This window comes from Rhodoferax sp. BAB1, from assembly GCF_013334205.1.
In the GTDB taxonomy this organism is placed as follows: Bacteria; Pseudomonadota; Gammaproteobacteria; order Burkholderiales; family Burkholderiaceae_C; genus Hylemonella.
Map to the genome: position 1 here is coordinate 2,080,859 of NZ_CP054424.1, position 15,628 is coordinate 2,096,486.

The window sequence follows — 15,628 nt, forward strand, 5'->3', positions numbered from 1 at the left end:
GAAAGGCAAGCCATGCGCACGCCCCTGCTCCGTCTGTTTACCGTGCTGGCCAGCGGCCTGCTGCTGGCCGCCTGTGCCCTCACCCCGCCGCCGGCCGCGCCTGGTGCGGCCCAGGCCAAGGCCGAACTGCTCTGGCTGGGCCAGTCCACCTTCCGCCTGACCACGCCCAGCGGCAAGGTCATCGTGACCGACCCCTGGTTGCGCCCCAACCCCAAGACACCGGCCGAGTACAAGGATCTGGCCAAGCTGGGCAAGGTGGACCTGATCCTCGTCACCCATGGCCACGGCGACCACATCGCCGACGCCCCGGACCTGGCCCTGATGAACAAGGCGCGGGTCATCGCCCCGGGCGACCTGAACATGGTGCTCAACACCCTGGGCGTGCTGCCGCCCGAGCTGACGCCGCGCATGAACAAGAGCGGCACGATCGTGCCCTTCCCCGATGTGCCGGGCCTGAAAATCACCATGGTCAAGGCCGAGCACTCCTCGCTCTTTGCCTGGAAAAACCCCGCCACCGGCAAGATCGAATCGCACTACGGCGGTGAGCCGGTGGGTTTCATCATCGAGCTGGAGAACGGCCAGAAGATCTACCACATGGGTGACACGGGCCTGTTCGGCGACATGAAGTTCATCGGCGAGTACTACAAGCCCGACGTGCTGCTGATCCCCATCGGCGGCAACTTCACCACCGCGCCGGTTGATGCCGCCTACGCCACGCGGGAATTCCTCAAGCCGCGTTTTGCCATCCCCATGCACTACGGCACCAATCCGCTGAACCGCGGAACGCCTGAGCAATACATGCAGGCCCTGGGTCAGACAAACACCAAGGTGGTGCCGCTGCAGCCTGGCGAGAAGTTCAGTTTCTGAATGACGTGGAGCCGGCACGCCGGCTCATGACGCATCAGGGCCCGTACTCGCGATCTTCCGATCGCAGGTACGGGCCCTGATGTTTGGGACTGCTCAGTCCTTGGCGCTTCAGGCGCCCGACCGTGGGCTACCGAACGGCGCCGCGGTCTTGAGACTTACTGGCGCGGAATGTTCGCCTTGACGATCACATCACCCCAGCGCTTGATTTCGCTCTGCAGGAAAGCCTGGGTCTGCTCGGGCGTGCTGGCACGGGGCTCGATGTTCAGGTCACGCAGCTTCTTGCTGACCTCGGGATCGCTGATTGCGGCCGCGATCTCGCGGTGCAGGCGGGCGACCACGTCCTTCGGGGTGCCCGAGGGAACAGCCAGCGCATTCCAGGACGAGGCCTGGTAGTTGGGCAGGCCCGCTTCCTTGGTGGTCGGAACGTCAGGCAGCAGGGCCGAACGCGTGGTGTCGGTGATGGCCAGGGCACGCAGGGCGCCGCCCTTGATCTGGCCCATGATGGGCGAGACGATCTCGACGGCCACGTCAATCTGGCCGCCGCGCAGGGCATTGACGACCGCGGGCGTGCCGTTGAAGGGCACGATCTGCATGTCCATGCCTGAATTGGACTTGAACAGCTCGGCCGCCAGGTTCTGGGTGCTGCCGATGTTGATGCTGCCCACGTTCAGCTTGCCGGGATTGGCCTTGGCGTAGGCCAGCACTTCACCCAGGGTCTTGAACTTCGATTCGGTGGCGGTCACGACAGCGATGTCGAAGAAACCCAGGGTGCTGACGGGCGTGAAGTCCTTGACCGTGTCATAGGGCAGCTTGTTGAACAGCGTGGCGGTGACGGCGCTGGCGTTGGACATCAGCAGCAGCGTGTAGCCATCCGGTGCCGACTTGGCCACGGTGTCGGCAGCGCCGACGCCGCCGGCACCCGGCTTGTTCTCGATCACGACCGGCTGGCCCAGGGTCTGGCTCAGCTTCTGGCCCACGGTGCGGGCCGTCAGGTCGGCCACACCACCGGCGCCAAAGGGGACGATGATCTTGAGGGGCTTGCTCGGGAAGGACTGGGCCCAGCCAGCGCTGGCCAAGGTGGCAGCCAGCACGGCCACGAGGGCGCGGCGATTCAGCAGGTTCATGGGTGATCTCCTTGTGAACAAAAAAGAGCGGGGGTGGTCAGCGCGCCACGCCCAGCAGACGATCGAGCAACTCGGGCTGGTCCAGCAGCGATTGCGCCGTGCCCGAGTGCACCACGGTGCCGCGGTCCAGCACGGCCGCCACGTCCGAGATGGCCAGGATGGCCTGCGGATGCTGCTCCACGATGATGGCCGAGAGGCCCTCCTCGCGGGTGATGCGGCGGATGGCGCGCAGCAGTTCCTGCACGATGATGGGGGCCAGGCCTTCGAGCGGCTCGTCCAGCAGCAGCAGCTTGGGATTGAGCACCAGGGCACGGGCCACGGCCAGCATCTGCTGCTCGCCGCCCGAGAGCTGGGTGCCCAGGTTAGTCTTGCGTTCGGCCAGGCGCGGGAACATCTCGTAGGCGCGCGCCGGCGTCCACGGGCCGGGGCGGGCCACGGCGGTGAGGTTCTCGTCCACCGTGAGCGACTTGAAGATATTGCGTTCCTGCGGCACCCAGCCGATGCCGGCCTTGGCGCGCAGGTGCAGCGGCACCTTGTGCAGGGCCACGCCGTCGAAGGTGATGCTGCCGCCGTGCTGGCGCGTGGCGCCGGCCAGGGTGTTCATGAAGGTAGTCTTGCCGGTGCCGTTGCGGCCCAGCAGCGCCAGGGTCTGGCCCTGGGGCAGCGCGACGGAAACGTCGTGCAGCACCACGGCTTCGCCGTAGCCCGCGCTCAGTTGTTCAACCTTGAGCAGTTCAGCCATGGGCCATCTCCTCGCCGTGGCCCAGGTACACGGCCTTGACCTGCGGGTCGTTGGCAATGGTGTCGGGGTCGCCCTCGGTGAGCACGGTGCCGTTGACCAGCACGGTCATGCGCTTGGCAAAACTGAAAACGAGGTCCATGTCATGTTCGATCAGGAGCACCGACACATCGGCCGGCAGGGCTGCCACGGTCTGCAGCAGTTCCTCGCGCTCGCCGGCGGGCACGCCGGCCACCGGCTCGTCGAGCAGCAGCACGCGCGGCTCGCAGGCCAGGGCGATGGCGATTTCCAGCAGGCGGCGCTTGCCGTAGGCCAGCACATTGGTCTTCTGGTTCATCACCTCGGTCAGGTGGAACTGCTCAAGCAGCTGCTCGCAACGCTCCACCACCTGCGGGCGCTTGCCCAGAGGCTGCCACCAGCGCGTGCCCAGGCCGCTGTGCTGCGAGACGGTCAGTGCCAGCGTCTCCAGCGGCGTGAGCGTGTCGAAGAGCTGGTTGATCTGGAAGGTGCGCACCATGCCGCGGCGCACGCGCTGGTGCGGTGCCAGATCGGTGATGTCCTGCCCTTCGAGCAGGATGCGACCTTCGGTGGGCTCGAGCACGCCGGTCAGCAGGTTGATCAGCGTGGTCTTGCCGGCGCCGTTGGGGCCGATCAGCGCATGGCGCGCGCCCTTGTGCAAGTCCAGGCTGACGTTGCCGGTGGCGGTGATGCCGCCGAAGCGCTTGACCAGGTTCTGCGCGGAGAGAACGATTTCAGGAGAACTCATGATTTCTTGCCCCCGAACCAGGTTTGGGGACGGATCAGGCGGTCCCGACCGACCAGCATCAGTACCACCAGGAAGAGGCCGATCCAGAAGGTCCAGTACTGCGGGGTGATGGAAGAGATCCAGTCCTGCATGACCTTGAACACGATGGCGCCGGCCACGCCGCCATACAGCCAGCCGGTGCCGCCAATGACCACCAGCAGCATGAGGTCGGCCGAGCGGTCGAAAGCAAACAGGTCCACCGAGGCAAAACTCGTGGTCTGCGCCATCAGGCCACCGGCCGCGCCGGCCACGCCGGCGGCGATGGTATAGATCACGGCCAGGCGCGAGGTCACCGGAATGCCGATGGCCATGGCGCGCAAACGATTGTCACGCAGGGCCTTGAGTGTGCCGCCCAGCGGCGAGTGCACCAGCCGGCGTGCCAGCACGAACAGCAGCAGCAGCACGCTGATGGAATACCAGGCAGCCGTCTGGCCCTGGAGGTCGAATTCGAAGCGGCCGAGCAGCGGGCCCATGATCACGCCTTGCAGGCCATCGGCGCCGCCGGTGATGTCCAGCTTGTTGGCCAGCTCCATCAGGATCATGGCCACGCCCATGGTCACCATGAGGCGCGTGAGGTCGGTGCCACGCATGATGGTCAGCGAGCACACGGCGCCCAGCAGGGTGGACACGGCGATGGCGAAGAGCAGGCCCACCAGCGGGTCGGGCATGACCAGCTTGGCGAAGAGGGCCGCAGCGTAGGCGCCCATGCCGAAGAAGGCCGCATGGCCGAGCGACACGATGCCCGCGTAGCCCAGGATCAGGTCCAGGGAAACAGCGAACAGCGCGACGATGGCGATCTCATTGATGATGAGGGCATGGGTGGACAAGAGCCAGGGCGAGGCCAGGGCCAGCAGCCACAGGACGGGCTCCCATGGCTTCCAGCGCTGCAGGTCAAACAGGGACTGCATTGCGTTTTTCATGCCTTGCCCCCCTTGCGCACGAACAGGCCCTGCGGGCGCCAGATCAGGATGACGATCATCAGGAAGTAGACGATGAAGGCGCCGAAGCGCGGAATGTAGTACTTGCCGGCCACGTCGGCAATGCCCAGCAGCAGGGCTGCCAGCAGCGGTCCGGTGATGGAGGACGTGCCGCCGACCGCCACGACGATCAGGAAATAGATCATGTTCTTCAGCGGGAAGGTCGGGTCCATGCCCAGCACCTCGGCGCCCAGTGCGCCACCCAGGCCGGCCAGGCCGGAACCGACTGCGAAGGTCAGCAGGAACACGATGTTGACGTTGATGCCCAGGCCGGCGGCCACGCGCTGGTCATCGACCGAGGCGCGCAGGCGGCTGCCGAAACGGGTTTTCGCCAGGATGTACTGCAGGCCGATGGTCAGCGCCGCACAGATGGCGATGATGAAAAGACGGTAGTGCCCCATGCCCAGCATCCAGGAGCCCTCACCAATCTCGGTGCGCCCCTTGAGCCACTCGGGCAGATGGATGATCTGCTGGCTGGAGGTCATGAAGAAGTCCATGGACGCCACGGCCATGAAGGTCAGCCCGATGGAGAACAGCACCTGGTCCAGGTGCGGCCGGCTGTACATGGGGCGGTAGAGCGTGCGCTCCAGCACGGCGCCCAGCAGGGCCACGCCCACGAAGGCCACCGGCAGACACACGAGGAAGGGCACGTCATAGCGCTGCATCAGCAGCACGGTGGCGTAGCCTCCCACCATGGCGAAGGCGCCGTGGGCCAGGTTGATGAAGTTCATCAGACCCATGGTCACGGACAGGCCGACCGCCAGGATAAACAGCAGCATGCCGTAGGCAATGCCGTCAAACAGAATCGTCAGCATGAATGTAAGGTCTGCTCACACTATTTTTACAAGTGCGAATGTGGTGAAAACAGCGCCAATCTAGGCGCACGACGACGCCCAGACTAACCGTCTGGGCAAGGAGTGCAACAACGAGTGGCGCTGTTTTCACCCCGTTCCCTTCGGGTTGCGGCCAAAAAGGCCATGCGCGGCGTTGCGAAGCCTTGCCGGAGGAAGACTCCGGCGGCGTTTCGCGCCTAGCGCATGGCCTTTTTGATCCGCAACGCATCTTGCAAAAATAGTGTGAACAGACCTTCGTCAGGTCAGGACAAAAAAAAACCCATGGACACCCCCTGACCGGAGGCGTCCACGGGCTGGGCATCACTTGGTCTTGCCCGGGTCCTTGACGTCCTTGATCACGTCAAATTCCACGTTGTGCAGTTCGCCGCCCACCTTCTCCACCTTGCGCAGGTAGATGTTGTGCACGACGTCACGGGTCTGCGCGTCGATGAACATGGGGCCGCGCGGGCTTTCCCAGACCTGGCCCTTCATGGCCGCCAGCAGGGCATCGCCGCCGCCCTGGCCCTTGGTGGCCTTGAGCGCTTCGTAGATCACGCGCATGCCGTCATAACCGCCGACGGCCATGAAGTTCGGGCGCATGCCCTTGTTGGCCTTCTTGAAGGCTTCGACAAACTTCTTGTTGGTGGCCGAGGGGTGGTGGGCCGAATAGAAGTGCGAGGTGACCACACCCAGGGCGCCGTCGCCCATGTCGTTGAGCTGGTCGTCATCGGTGATGTCGCCCGGGCCGATCAGCTTGATGCCGGCCTTGTCCATGCCGCGCTCCAGGAACTGCTTCATGACGGCCGCACCGGCGCCCGAGGGCACGAAGACGAAGAGGCCATCGGGCTTGGCGTCACGCACCTTCTGCAGGAAAGGGGCGAAGTCGGGGTTGCGCATGGGCACGCGCAGGGTGTCCACGACGGTACCACCGTTGAAGAGGTAGCGGTCCTTGAAGAACTTCTCGGCATCGTGGCCGGGGCCGTAGTCGCTGACCAGGGTCACGACCTTCTTGATGCCGCCCTTGGCAACCGCCCAGTCGGCCATGGCCACCGAAGACTGTGCCAGCGTGAAGCTGGTGCGCACGATGTAGGGCGAGGACTGGGTGATGCTGGACGTACCGGCGGCCATCACCACCATGGGGGTCTTGGACTGGGTGGCGATGGGCGCGGTGGCAAAGGCCGAGGGCGTGATGCCGAAGCCGGCCAGCACGTTAACCTTGTCGTTGACCACCAGTTCCTGGGCCAGACGCTTGGTCACGTCGGGCACGCTGGTGTCGTCCTTGACGATCAGCTGGACCTTCTTGCCGCCGACGGTGTCGCCATGCTGGGCCATGTAGAGCTTGGCTGCCGCTTCGATCTGGCGGCCGGTGGAAGCCTGCTGACCGGTCATGGGCAGGATCAGGCCGATCTTGAAGGTGTTGTCCTGGGCCAGCACGGCCGAGGACGAAACCGCTGCCATGGCCAGCACGGATGCGCTCAGAAACACACGTTTTTTCATGAAAGACTCCTTAATAGGTGTTGTCACTTCACGCACCCGGTCCGGCTGCGCGCAGGCACGACCCATGCCCGTGAAGGTGCACTACTTTCGCCTCAAATCAGATCATGCGCAAGTCAAATTTCAGACTGATAGATATAACAGTTTGAAATATCTCGGCGACAGGCATGCACGCGTGTGCAGGCCCCCGGCACAGCTTAATAACGCAGCCGGCCTTCGTGGTCCATCACGGCGATATCGACAAAACGGCTGCCCGTATTGCCCTTGGAGAAATCGATGCGGTAGCCGTCGAAGTCGAGCTCGCCCATGGCGTGCAGGCTCTTGGCCAGCGCCGCCGAAGTGATCTCGCCCTTGACGCGCTTCAAGCCCTCGCCCAGGATGCGCGCCGAGAGATAACCCTCCATATGGAAGGCCGCGTAACTCTTCACGTCCGGATAGGCCGCCTGCATGGCCAGCTGGAACTCGCGCACCAGGGTCTTGGTCCGGCCATTGGGGTTGGGATAGATCTGGGAAATGCCGACACCGCGCGCCAGGTCGACGCCCGCCACCCGGGCCAGCATGCCAGGCGCCGTATCGGCCAGGATGAAGACGGATTGCGTGACCCCGGCCTTGCGCAAGGCCGCCACGCCGCCTGCGGAAAAGGGCGGCGCACCGATCACGATGACACCCTGGGGGTTGTATTTGAAGACCTCCTCGGCCGCCTTGGCCTGCTCTTCCGGCTTGAAGACGGACTGGTAGCCTTTGATCTCCATGCCCGTGAGGCGGGCCGCCTCGTCGGCCACCACCTTGACGCCCCCCGTTCCCATCGGGATGTCCTGGTGCAGGACGGCCAGCTTGACGATGCCCAGGGTGCGGGCGTGGTTCACGATCTTCTCGATCTGCTGCTTGTCGCCGGCCCGCACGTGGAACAGGCGCGGGTGACCGGGACTGCGGAAGGGCTCCGCGCCCGGCACGGCGTTCATGATGACGACATCATGCTTGTCGAGCAGCTTGTCGGCGAACATGCGCTGCAGCGAGGCCGAACCGACCGGAGAGATCAGCGCCACCGGCTTGCGCTGCATGGCCTGCTCGAACGCGGCCACGAAACCGTCAGGCTTGTAGGTATCGTCGAGTTCGAAGAAGGCGACCTTGCGCCCGTTGATGCCGCCGGCCTTGTTGAGCTGGGCAAAGTAGGCCTTGGCACCCTGGTTGAGTTGCGGTGCATCGGGCGCCGGCAGGCCCGAGAAAGGACCGATCTGGCCGATCACGATGTCCTGGGCCCAGGCCCCCGACAGGCCGCCCAGCAGCGCCGTGAAGCCCAACAGCAGGACGGCAGCACGCCTGGCTGCCGCTTTGTGTAGTCGCATCATTTGTCTTCCTTTTTGTCGCATCCGAACCCGGCCAAGATAAAGCAATTTTCCGGCCACCTGGAAGTTTGACGGAAAAACGTCGTGAATTTGTGACGCAATTTCACTTCACTCGTCTGACAACTGGTCAATAATCCGTATCCTGAATGACCGGCCGGCATTCTCACACAAGCCATAAACAACCGAGGAGAACCCCATGACGCTACGCACCACGCCCCCGTTTCGCGCCGATCACGTCGGCAGTTTCCTGCGCCCCAAGTACCTGCTGGAAGCGCGCGAGCAGAAAGCCAAGGGGGAGATCACGGCCGAGCAGTTGCGCAAGGTCGAGGACAAGGCCATCACCGAGATCGTGAAGTTCCAGGAGGACGTCGGCCTGCAGAGCATCACCGACGGCGAGTTCCGTCGCACCTATTTCCACATTGACTTCCTGGAGCAGCTCGGCGGCGTCAAGACCGACATCCCGGTCGCCGTGCTCCGACCCGATGGCGTCAAGGAACTGGCCCCGCCCGTGATGCGTGTGATCGACAAGGTGCGCCATCTCAAGGACATCCAGCGCGCCGACTTCGAATACCTCAAGAGCCAGATCGCCCCGGGCCGCGGTTCCGTGGCCAAGGTCACCATCCCCTCGCCCACCATGCTGCACTTCCGTGGCGGCCGCGCCGGCATCAGCAAGGAGCACTACCCTGAGCTGGAACCCGCGTTCTACGACGACGTGGCCAAGGCCTACGGCGATGAACTGCACTCGCTGGCCGCGGCCGGCTGTACCTACGTGCAGATGGACGACACCAACCTGGCCTACCTGTGCGACGACAAGATGCGCGAGGCTGCCCGCCAGCGCGGTGACGACCCCAACGAACTGCCGCACCGCTACGCCAAGTTCATCAACAAGGTGGTGGCGCAGAAACCCGCCGGCATGACCCTGGCCATGCACCTGTGCCGCGGCAATTTCAAGAGCACGCACGCTGCCGCCGGCAATTACGAGCCAGTGGCCGAGGCCCTGCTCAAGGAAATGAACCTGGACGCCTATTTCCTGGAATACGACGACGAACGCAGCGGCGACTTCCGCCCCCTGCGCTATCTCGCGCCGGGCAAGATCGTGGTGCTGGGCCTGGTGACCACCAAGTTCGGCAAGCTGGAAACCAAGGACGAGCTCAAGCGCCGCATCGACGAGGCCGCCAAGTACGTTGCGATGGACCAGCTCTGCCTGTCACCGCAGTGCGGCTTCTCCAGCACGGTGCACGGCAATGACATCGCGGTGGAAGACCAGCGCGCCAAGCTGCGCCTGGTGGTGGAAACGGCCCAGGAGGTCTGGGGCAGCGCCTGACACCAGACCGGTGTCGGGACAAGGGCGGCCAAGGGGCCGCCTTTTTTTATGCGCCGCCCTTGGCCGAGCGGTCCTTGACGAAGTTGTAGGCGAAGTCCAGCGCTGCCTCGAGCGAGAGTTCGATGGCATGGCGCTCGTGCTCGGTCAGGTAGAACATCAGGTCCACGTCATGCCGCACATAACGTGCGGGCAGGCGGTTCAGGGCCACGCAGGCCACGTCGGCCAGCATGTCGGGCGTCATGGTGGCCCAGCGCGGGGCACGGCGCAGCACTTCCTCGAACACCAGGCGTTCGTAGTAGTTGTGGACCTGCTCGAAATTGCTGATCATGAAAGTCTCCAGGGAACTGCCGGTGACCTTAGCAGTTCCCGTGCGGCCTGACAAGGCCGCACGCCCGGCCTTCCTCTTTATGAAAGGCCCAGCAGGCGCACCGCATTGCCCTTGAGGATGCCGGGCATCACCTCCGGCTTGAAGCCGGCCTCCTCGAAGTCTTTCATCCAGCGCTCGGGCGTGATCAGCGGATAGTCCGAGCCGAAGAGGATGCGGTCTTTCAGCAGGGTGTTGGCGTACTGCACCAGCTGCTTGGGGAAATACTTGGGGCTCCAGCCCGACAGGTCGATCCAGACATTGGGCTTGTGCGTGGCCACGCTCAGCGCCTCGTCCTGCCAGGGGAAGCTGGGGTGGGCCATGACGATCTGCATGTCGGGGAAGCTGATCGCCACATCGTCCAGGTGCATGGGGTTGCTGTACTCCAGGCGCAGACCGCCACCGCAGCGCATGCCGCTGCCGATACCGCTGTGGCCGGTGTGGAAGATGGCCGGCAGCTTGTGCTCGGCAATCACCTCGTAGATGGGCCAGGCCATCCTGTCGTAGGGGTGGTAGCCCTGCACCGTGGGGTGGAACTTGAAACCCTTGATACCGTGCTCCTCGATCAGGCGGCGCGCCTCGCGCGCACCCATCTTGCCCTTGTGCGGGTCGATACTGGCAAAGGCCATCATCATGTCGCTGTTGGCCTTGGCAGCCTCGGCGATCTCCTCGTTGGGGATGCGCCGGCGGCCCAGTTGCGATTCGCTGTCCACCGTGAACATCACCAGGCCGATCTTGCGCTCGCGGTAGTAGGCAATGGTCTCGGCAATGGTGGGGCGCCGGTTGGAACGGAAATACTTGTCGGCGGCGCGGTCGTATTCCTCGCCATAGTTGTCGAAGGGATTCCAGCAACTCACTTCGGCGTGCGTGTGGACGTCGATGGCGACGAGGTTCTTGTGGTCCATGGCGGTCTCCTGACCTAGGGTAAATACCGATGAAAAGCGTGTAACGCTTGCTTGAACTGGTTATATTTCATAACCATAATCGATTCCAGAAAGAAACGCAATATGAGCAAGCCCTCCATCCATTTCGAGCGCCGCGGCGAGCAGCAGGAAGTTGCCGTCATCCGCCTGACACGCCCGGCCAAGCGCAACGCGCTCAACGACGGCCTCATTCTGGCCCTGCGCGAGCTGTTTGAGAACATGCCTGAAGGCGTGCGCGCGGCCGTCATCGATGGCGAAGGCGAGCACTTCTGCGCCGGCCTGGACCTGAGCGAGCTGAAAGAGCGCGACGCCGGCCAGGGCCTGTACCACTCGCGCATGTGGCACGCCGCACTGGAGCGCGTACAGTACGGCCCGGTGCCGGTGATCGCCGCGCTGCACGGCGCCGTGGTCGGCGGCGGGCTGGAGCTGGCCAGCGCCTGCCATATCCGCGTGGCCGACGAATCCACCTTCTACGCCCTGCCCGAGGGCTCGCGCGGCATCTTCGTGGGCGGCGGCGGTGCGGTACGCATCCCGCGCCTGATCGGCGCCTCGCGCATGGCCGACATGATGCTGACCGGCCGTGTCTACAACGCACAGGACGGCGAAAAGATCGGCATGGCGCAGTACCTGGTGCCGCAGGGCACGGCCTTCGACAAGGCCTTTGAACTGGCCGTGCGCGTGGCGCAAAACGCCCCGCTGACCAACTACGCCCTGATCCATGCCCTGCCGCGCATCGCCGAGCAGCCGGCCGACCAGGGCTTCTTCACCGAAGCCATGATGGCCGCCATCGCCCAGAGCGCCCCGGAAGCCAAACAACGCGTGCGCGCCTTCCTCGACGGCAAGGCCGCCAAGGTCAGCAAGGGCTGACCTCTCTGCGCAGACGAAACGACCCATGAGCACAAACAACACCCCGCGCTACCGCCCTGTCCCCTTTGGCGTGACCCGCGTTTCGGTGCGCGAGGGCGCCCCCGGCACGCGTTACCTGCAGGCCGAACTGCCGCTGGGCGCCTATGCCCGCCGCCTGAGCGACTTCCTGGTGCACTGGGCCGAAGCCGAGCCCGGGCGCAGCTTCATGGCCCGCCGCGAGCAACTCAGCGAAGGCCGCACCGGCGAGTGGCAGCACATCAGCTATGCCCAGGCGCTGGACGCGGCGCGCCGCATCGGCCAAGCCCTGCTGGACCGCAAGCTCTCGGCCGAACGTCCCGTGGTGATCCTGAGCGAGAACACGCTGGAACATGCCCTCATGTCGCTGGGCTGCATCTATGCCGGCGTGCCCTACTGCCCGGTCTCGCCGGCCTACGCCACGATCAGCCAGGACTATGACAAGCTCAAGCACGTGCTGAGCACATTGACCCCAGGCCTGGTGTTTGCAGCCGACGGTGCGCGCTATGGCCGCGCCATCACCGCCACCGTGGGCAGCGATGTCGAAGTGGTGCTGGCCCAGGGCAAGATCGAAGGCCGCAGCAGCACACCTTTCGACACCTTGCGCCACACCACGGCCACACCCGCCGTGGACGCCGCCATGCACGCCGTGCGCCCGGACACCATCGCCAAGTTCCTCTTCACCTCGGGCTCGACCAAGATGCCCAAGCCGGTGATTAACACCCACCGCATGTGGTGCGCCAACCTGCAGCAGATCACGCTGTCGATGCCGGTGATCGCCGAAGCCCCGCCCGTCTTCGTGGACTGGCTACCCTGGAACCACACCTTCGGCGGCAACCACAACGTGGGCCTGACGCTGATGCACGGCGGCACGCTTTACATCGACGACGGCAAGCCCACCGCCGCCCTGATTGGCGAGACCCTGCGCAACCTGCGCGAGATCGCCCCCACGCTCTACTTCAACGTGCCCACGGGTTTCGAGATGATCGCGCTGGCCATGAAGACCGACACCGAGCTGCGCCGCAAGCTGCTGTCGCGGGTGCGCCTGTTCTTCTACTCGGGCGCCGGCCTGGCCCAGCCCGTGTGGGACAGCCTGCACGCCACCGCCGAGGCCGAAGTGGGCGAGCGCATTGTCATGAGCACCGGCCTGGGCATGACCGAGTCGGCACCCTCGGCCATGTTCACCAACAGCCCCAATGTGAAAGCCGGTGACATCGGCACCCCCGTGCCTGGCATGACCCTCAAGCTGGTCGACGTCGATGGTAAGACCGAGGTGCGCTACAAGGGCCCCAACGTCACCCCGGGCTACTGGCGCTCCGAGCAGGCCACCCGCGAGGCCTTCGACGAGGAAGGTTATCTGTGCACCGGCGACGCGGTGCAGTGGATCGACCCGCACGACATCCATCGCGGCCTGAAGTTCGACGGCCGCATTGCCGAGGACTTCAAGCTTTCCACGGGCACTTTCGTCAGCGTCGGCCCCATGCGCGCCAAGCTCATCGTCACCGGCGCGCCCTATGTGCAGGATGCGGTGCTCACCGGCCTGAACATGAAGGAAGTCGGCGCGCTGATCTTCCCCTCACCGGCCTGCCGTGCGGTCAGCGGCCTGCCGGCGGATGCCCCCTGGTCCGAGGTGCTGGCCAGCGCGCCGGTGCGCCAGCGCATGCAGGCCGTCCTCGATGAACTGGCGCGCCAGGCCACCGGCAGCGCCAACCGCATCGCACGCGCCCTGCTGCTGGACCAGCCGCCGTCCATCGACAAGGGCGAGGTCACCGACAAGGGCTCGATCAACCAGCGCGCCGTGCTCAAGCACCGCGACGCCCTGGTGCAGGCTCTGCACGACGGCAGTGCGCCCGGCATCCTCCTGCCACAAGCCTGAGAAAGACCGTATGAAGATAGAAGGACAAGCAGCATTGGTCACCGGCGGCGCCTCGGGTCTCGGTGAAGCCACGGCGCGTGAACTGGCACGCCTGGGCGCCAAAGTCGCGGTGCTCGACGTGAACGCCGCGCTGGCCGAGAAGGTGGCAGCGGAGATCGGCGGCGTCGCCTGCGCCTGCGACATCACCAGCACCGACAGCGTCCAGGCTGCACTGGCCAAGGCTGCCGCTGCCCATGGCCCCGCACGCATCCTCATGAACATTGCCGGCATAGGCTCGGCCAAACGCATCGTCGGCAAGGATGGCAAACCCGCGCCGCTGGAAGATTTCACGCGCGTGATCAGCGTCAACCTGATCGGCAGCTACAACATCAGCCGCCTGTTTGCCGCGGAGTGCGTCAAGCTGGCACCGCTGGATGACGGCGAACGAGGCGTCATGATGTTCACCGCTTCGGTCGCGGCCTTCGACGGCCAGGTCGGCCAGCAGGCCTACAGCGCCTCCAAGGGCGGCCTGGTCGGCATGACCCTGCCCATGGCGCGCGACCTGGCCCAGCACGGCATCCGCGTCTGCACCGTGGCGCCCGGCCTGTTCGCCACGCCCCTCATGAAAGAGCTGCCCGAGGAGGTGCAGACCACCCTGGCCGCCTCCATCCCCTTTCCCAAACGACTGGGCCACCCCGAAGAGTTCGCCCAGCTGGCCTGCCACATCGTCACCAACGGCCACCTCAACGGTGAGGTGATCCGCCTGGACGGCGCGCTGCGCATGGCGCCGCGTTGAGGCAACTTGGCGTAAACCCCAAGCAGACAGCCGCCCACCCAGCTTCGATACTGCCTACCACCTGTTTTTCAACCCCAAAGAGGAGACAACCATGAAACTACGCTCTACCCTGCTGGCCACCCTGGTCGCACTGGCCTGCGGCACTGCCCTGGCCGACATCAACATCGGCGTCAGCCTCTCGCTGACCGGCCCCGGCTCCGGCCTGGGCATCCCGGTGAACAACCAGTTCAAGCTGTTCCCGAAGACCATCGCCGGCGAGAAGGTCAACCTGATCATCCTCGACGACGCCTCGGACCCGGGCAAGGGCGCGAACAACGCACGCCGTTTCATCACCGAGGACAAGGTCGACATGATCATCGGCTCGTCCATCACGCCGGTGTCGGCCGCTATGATTCCGCTGGCCGCCGAAGCCAAGACCGTGCAGCTCGCCGTCTCTCCCGTGGGCGGACCGCCCGATCAGGAGCGCTGGCTGTTCCGCCTGCCGCAGGGCGCCGACGTGATCGCCTACCCCATCGTCGAGCACATGAAAAAGACCGGCATCAAGTCCGTGGGCTTCCTCGGTTATGCCGACGCCTATGGCGAGATCTGGCTCAAGGCCATGACACCCGCGCTGGAGAAGGCCGGCATCAAGCAGGTGGCCGTCGAACGCTTCGCGCGCACCGACACCAGCGTCACCCCGCAGGCCCTCAAGCTGACCTCGGCCAATCCGGACGCCATCCTGGTGGTGGCCTCCGGCTCGGGCGCGGCCATGCCGCACAAGGGCCTGGTCGAGCGCGGCTACAAGGGCAAGATCTACCAGACCCACGCCGCCGCCACGCCGGACCTGATGCGCATCGGCGGCAAGGACGTCGAAGGCGGTTACGTGTCCTCCGGCCCGGCCGTGGTCGCCGAGCAGTTGCCCGACAACCACCCGTCCAAGAAAGCCGCGGTGGATTTCGTCACCAACTACGAGAAGGCCTACGGCCCGGGCAGCCGCAACCAGTTTGCCGCCCACTCCTACGACGCGGCCATCGTGCTGCAGAAGATCGTGCCGATGGCGCTGAAGAAGGCCAAGCCGGGCACGGCCGAGTTCCGCGCCGCGCTGCGTGACGCCATGGAAACCATGGGCCGCACCGTGTTCTCGCACGGCGTGATGAACTGGAGCGCTACCGACCACTGGGGCTACACCAACGAAACCGCCGTGCTGCTGCAGGTCAAGGACGGCAAGTTCGTCGTCGTTCAATAAGCGTCCGCCTGCTCCCGTCACGCCCCTGCGGGCGTGACGGCTCCGGTGCAGGCGCTGTGCCTGCACCGGCCCCC

At 65.1% G+C, this 15,628-nt stretch carries 15 protein-coding genes; 6 read left to right on the plus strand and 9 right to left on the minus strand.

Annotated elements, in window-relative coordinates; genetic code table 11:
* The first annotated feature begins 12 nt into the window (after positions 1-12).
* Positions 13-867: a metal-dependent hydrolase gene (locus HTY51_RS10005; RefSeq protein WP_174252602.1), complete on the plus strand. Its 855-nt coding sequence runs from the start codon at positions 13-15 to the stop codon at positions 865-867.
* Between the two features lie 155 nt (positions 868-1,022).
* Here HTY51_RS10005 and HTY51_RS10010 read toward each other — a convergent pair whose 3' ends face one another.
* From HTY51_RS10010 to HTY51_RS10040, 7 genes are all read right to left on the minus strand, one after another.
* Entirely contained in the window at positions 1,023-1,991 is a 969-nt protein-coding gene (locus HTY51_RS10010; RefSeq protein ID WP_174252603.1) for a tripartite tricarboxylate transporter substrate binding protein, read from the minus strand.
* Positions 1,992-2,028: 37 nt separating this feature from the next.
* Entirely contained in the window at positions 2,029-2,733 is a 705-nt protein-coding gene (locus HTY51_RS10015; protein ID WP_174252604.1) for an ABC transporter ATP-binding protein, read from the minus strand.
* Entirely contained in the window at positions 2,726-3,496 is a 771-nt protein-coding gene (locus tag HTY51_RS10020; protein WP_174252605.1) for an ABC transporter ATP-binding protein, read from the minus strand. Before HTY51_RS10020 ends, HTY51_RS10015 begins: the two co-directional genes overlap by 8 nt.
* Positions 3,493-4,455: a branched-chain amino acid ABC transporter permease gene (locus HTY51_RS10025; protein WP_174252606.1), complete on the minus strand. Its 963-nt coding sequence runs from the start codon at positions 4,453-4,455 to the stop codon at positions 3,493-3,495. The genes HTY51_RS10020 and HTY51_RS10025 overlap by 4 nt, the downstream gene beginning before the upstream one ends.
* Complete coding sequence (locus tag HTY51_RS10030; protein WP_174252607.1) at positions 4,452-5,327, minus strand: branched-chain amino acid ABC transporter permease; 876 nt, start codon at positions 5,325-5,327, stop codon at positions 4,452-4,454. Before HTY51_RS10030 ends, HTY51_RS10025 begins: the two co-directional genes overlap by 4 nt.
* Positions 5,328-5,666: 339 nt before the next feature.
* Complete coding sequence (locus HTY51_RS10035) at positions 5,667-6,842, minus strand: ABC transporter substrate-binding protein (protein ID WP_174252608.1); 1,176 nt, start codon at positions 6,840-6,842, stop codon at positions 5,667-5,669.
* Positions 6,843-7,036: 194 nt separating this feature from the next.
* Positions 7,037-8,188: an ABC transporter substrate-binding protein gene (locus HTY51_RS10040; RefSeq protein ID WP_174252609.1), complete on the minus strand. Its 1,152-nt coding sequence runs from the start codon at positions 8,186-8,188 to the stop codon at positions 7,037-7,039.
* Between the two features lie 193 nt (positions 8,189-8,381).
* Between HTY51_RS10040 and HTY51_RS10045 the strand changes: the two genes are divergently transcribed.
* Entirely contained in the window at positions 8,382-9,509 is a 1,128-nt protein-coding gene (locus HTY51_RS10045; RefSeq protein ID WP_174252610.1) for a 5-methyltetrahydropteroyltriglutamate--homocysteine S-methyltransferase, read from the plus strand.
* 46 nt (positions 9,510-9,555) lie between these two features.
* Here the strand turns inward: HTY51_RS10045 and HTY51_RS10050 are convergent, their stop codons facing one another.
* Together HTY51_RS10050 and HTY51_RS10055 are read right to left on the minus strand one after the other, a co-directional pair.
* Positions 9,556-9,837, minus strand: a complete 282-nt coding sequence (locus tag HTY51_RS10050) for a late competence development ComFB family protein (protein WP_174252611.1) — start codon at positions 9,835-9,837, stop codon at positions 9,556-9,558.
* 77 nt (positions 9,838-9,914) lie between these two features.
* A complete protein-coding gene (locus HTY51_RS10055) occupies positions 9,915-10,778 on the minus strand; it encodes an amidohydrolase family protein (protein ID WP_174252612.1) in 864 nt (287 codons plus the stop codon).
* A gap of 102 nt (positions 10,779-10,880) precedes the next feature.
* Here HTY51_RS10055 and HTY51_RS10060 point away from each other — a divergent pair, with 102 nt between their 5' ends.
* The 4 genes from HTY51_RS10060 to HTY51_RS10075 all read left to right on the plus strand — a co-directional run bounded on the left by HTY51_RS10060 (position 10,881) and on the right by HTY51_RS10075 (position 15,554).
* On the plus strand, positions 10,881-11,663 hold the full coding sequence (locus tag HTY51_RS10060; protein ID WP_174252613.1) for a crotonase/enoyl-CoA hydratase family protein: 783 nt from the start codon (positions 10,881-10,883) through the stop codon (positions 11,661-11,663).
* Positions 11,664-11,688: 25 nt separating this feature from the next.
* Positions 11,689-13,554, plus strand: coding sequence for a feruloyl-CoA synthase (locus HTY51_RS10065; RefSeq protein ID WP_174252614.1), 1,866 nt, complete (start codon positions 11,689-11,691; stop codon positions 13,552-13,554).
* Between the two features lie 10 nt (positions 13,555-13,564).
* Positions 13,565-14,329 (plus strand): SDR family NAD(P)-dependent oxidoreductase, encoded by a 765-nt coding sequence (locus tag HTY51_RS10070; RefSeq protein WP_174252615.1) that lies wholly within the window; start codon positions 13,565-13,567, stop codon positions 14,327-14,329.
* Between the two features lie 91 nt (positions 14,330-14,420).
* Entirely contained in the window at positions 14,421-15,554 is a 1,134-nt protein-coding gene (locus tag HTY51_RS10075; protein WP_174252616.1) for an ABC transporter substrate-binding protein, read from the plus strand.
* Positions 15,555-15,628: the final 74 nt, after the last annotated feature.

Excerpts from the sequence above, each read along its gene's own strand:
- HTY51_RS10005 (WP_174252602.1), top strand. The coding sequence starts at position 13 with ATGCGCACGCCCCTGCTCCGTCTGTTTACCGTGCTGGCCAGCGGCCTG.
- HTY51_RS10010 (WP_174252603.1), bottom strand. The coding sequence starts at position 1,991 with ATGAACCTGCTGAATCGCCGCGCCCTCGTGGCCGTGCTGGCTGCCACC.
- HTY51_RS10015 (WP_174252604.1), bottom strand. The coding sequence starts at position 2,733 with ATGGCTGAACTGCTCAAGGTTGAACAACTGAGCGCGGGCTACGGCGAA.
- HTY51_RS10020 (WP_174252605.1), bottom strand. The coding sequence starts at position 3,496 with ATGAGTTCTCCTGAAATCGTTCTCTCCGCGCAGAACCTGGTCAAGCGC.
- HTY51_RS10025 (WP_174252606.1), bottom strand. The coding sequence starts at position 4,455 with ATGAAAAACGCAATGCAGTCCCTGTTTGACCTGCAGCGCTGGAAGCCA.
- HTY51_RS10030 (WP_174252607.1), bottom strand. The coding sequence starts at position 5,327 with ATGCTGACGATTCTGTTTGACGGCATTGCCTACGGCATGCTGCTGTTT.
- HTY51_RS10035 (WP_174252608.1), bottom strand. The coding sequence starts at position 6,842 with ATGAAAAAACGTGTGTTTCTGAGCGCATCCGTGCTGGCCATGGCAGCG.
- HTY51_RS10040 (WP_174252609.1), bottom strand. The coding sequence starts at position 8,188 with ATGATGCGACTACACAAAGCGGCAGCCAGGCGTGCTGCCGTCCTGCTG.
- HTY51_RS10045 (WP_174252610.1), top strand. The coding sequence starts at position 8,382 with ATGACGCTACGCACCACGCCCCCGTTTCGCGCCGATCACGTCGGCAGT.
- HTY51_RS10050 (WP_174252611.1), bottom strand. The coding sequence starts at position 9,837 with ATGATCAGCAATTTCGAGCAGGTCCACAACTACTACGAACGCCTGGTG.
- HTY51_RS10055 (WP_174252612.1), bottom strand. The coding sequence starts at position 10,778 with ATGGACCACAAGAACCTCGTCGCCATCGACGTCCACACGCACGCCGAA.
- HTY51_RS10060 (WP_174252613.1), top strand. The coding sequence starts at position 10,881 with ATGAGCAAGCCCTCCATCCATTTCGAGCGCCGCGGCGAGCAGCAGGAA.
- HTY51_RS10065 (WP_174252614.1), top strand. The coding sequence starts at position 11,689 with ATGAGCACAAACAACACCCCGCGCTACCGCCCTGTCCCCTTTGGCGTG.
- HTY51_RS10070 (WP_174252615.1), top strand. The coding sequence starts at position 13,565 with ATGAAGATAGAAGGACAAGCAGCATTGGTCACCGGCGGCGCCTCGGGT.
- HTY51_RS10075 (WP_174252616.1), top strand. The coding sequence starts at position 14,421 with ATGAAACTACGCTCTACCCTGCTGGCCACCCTGGTCGCACTGGCCTGC.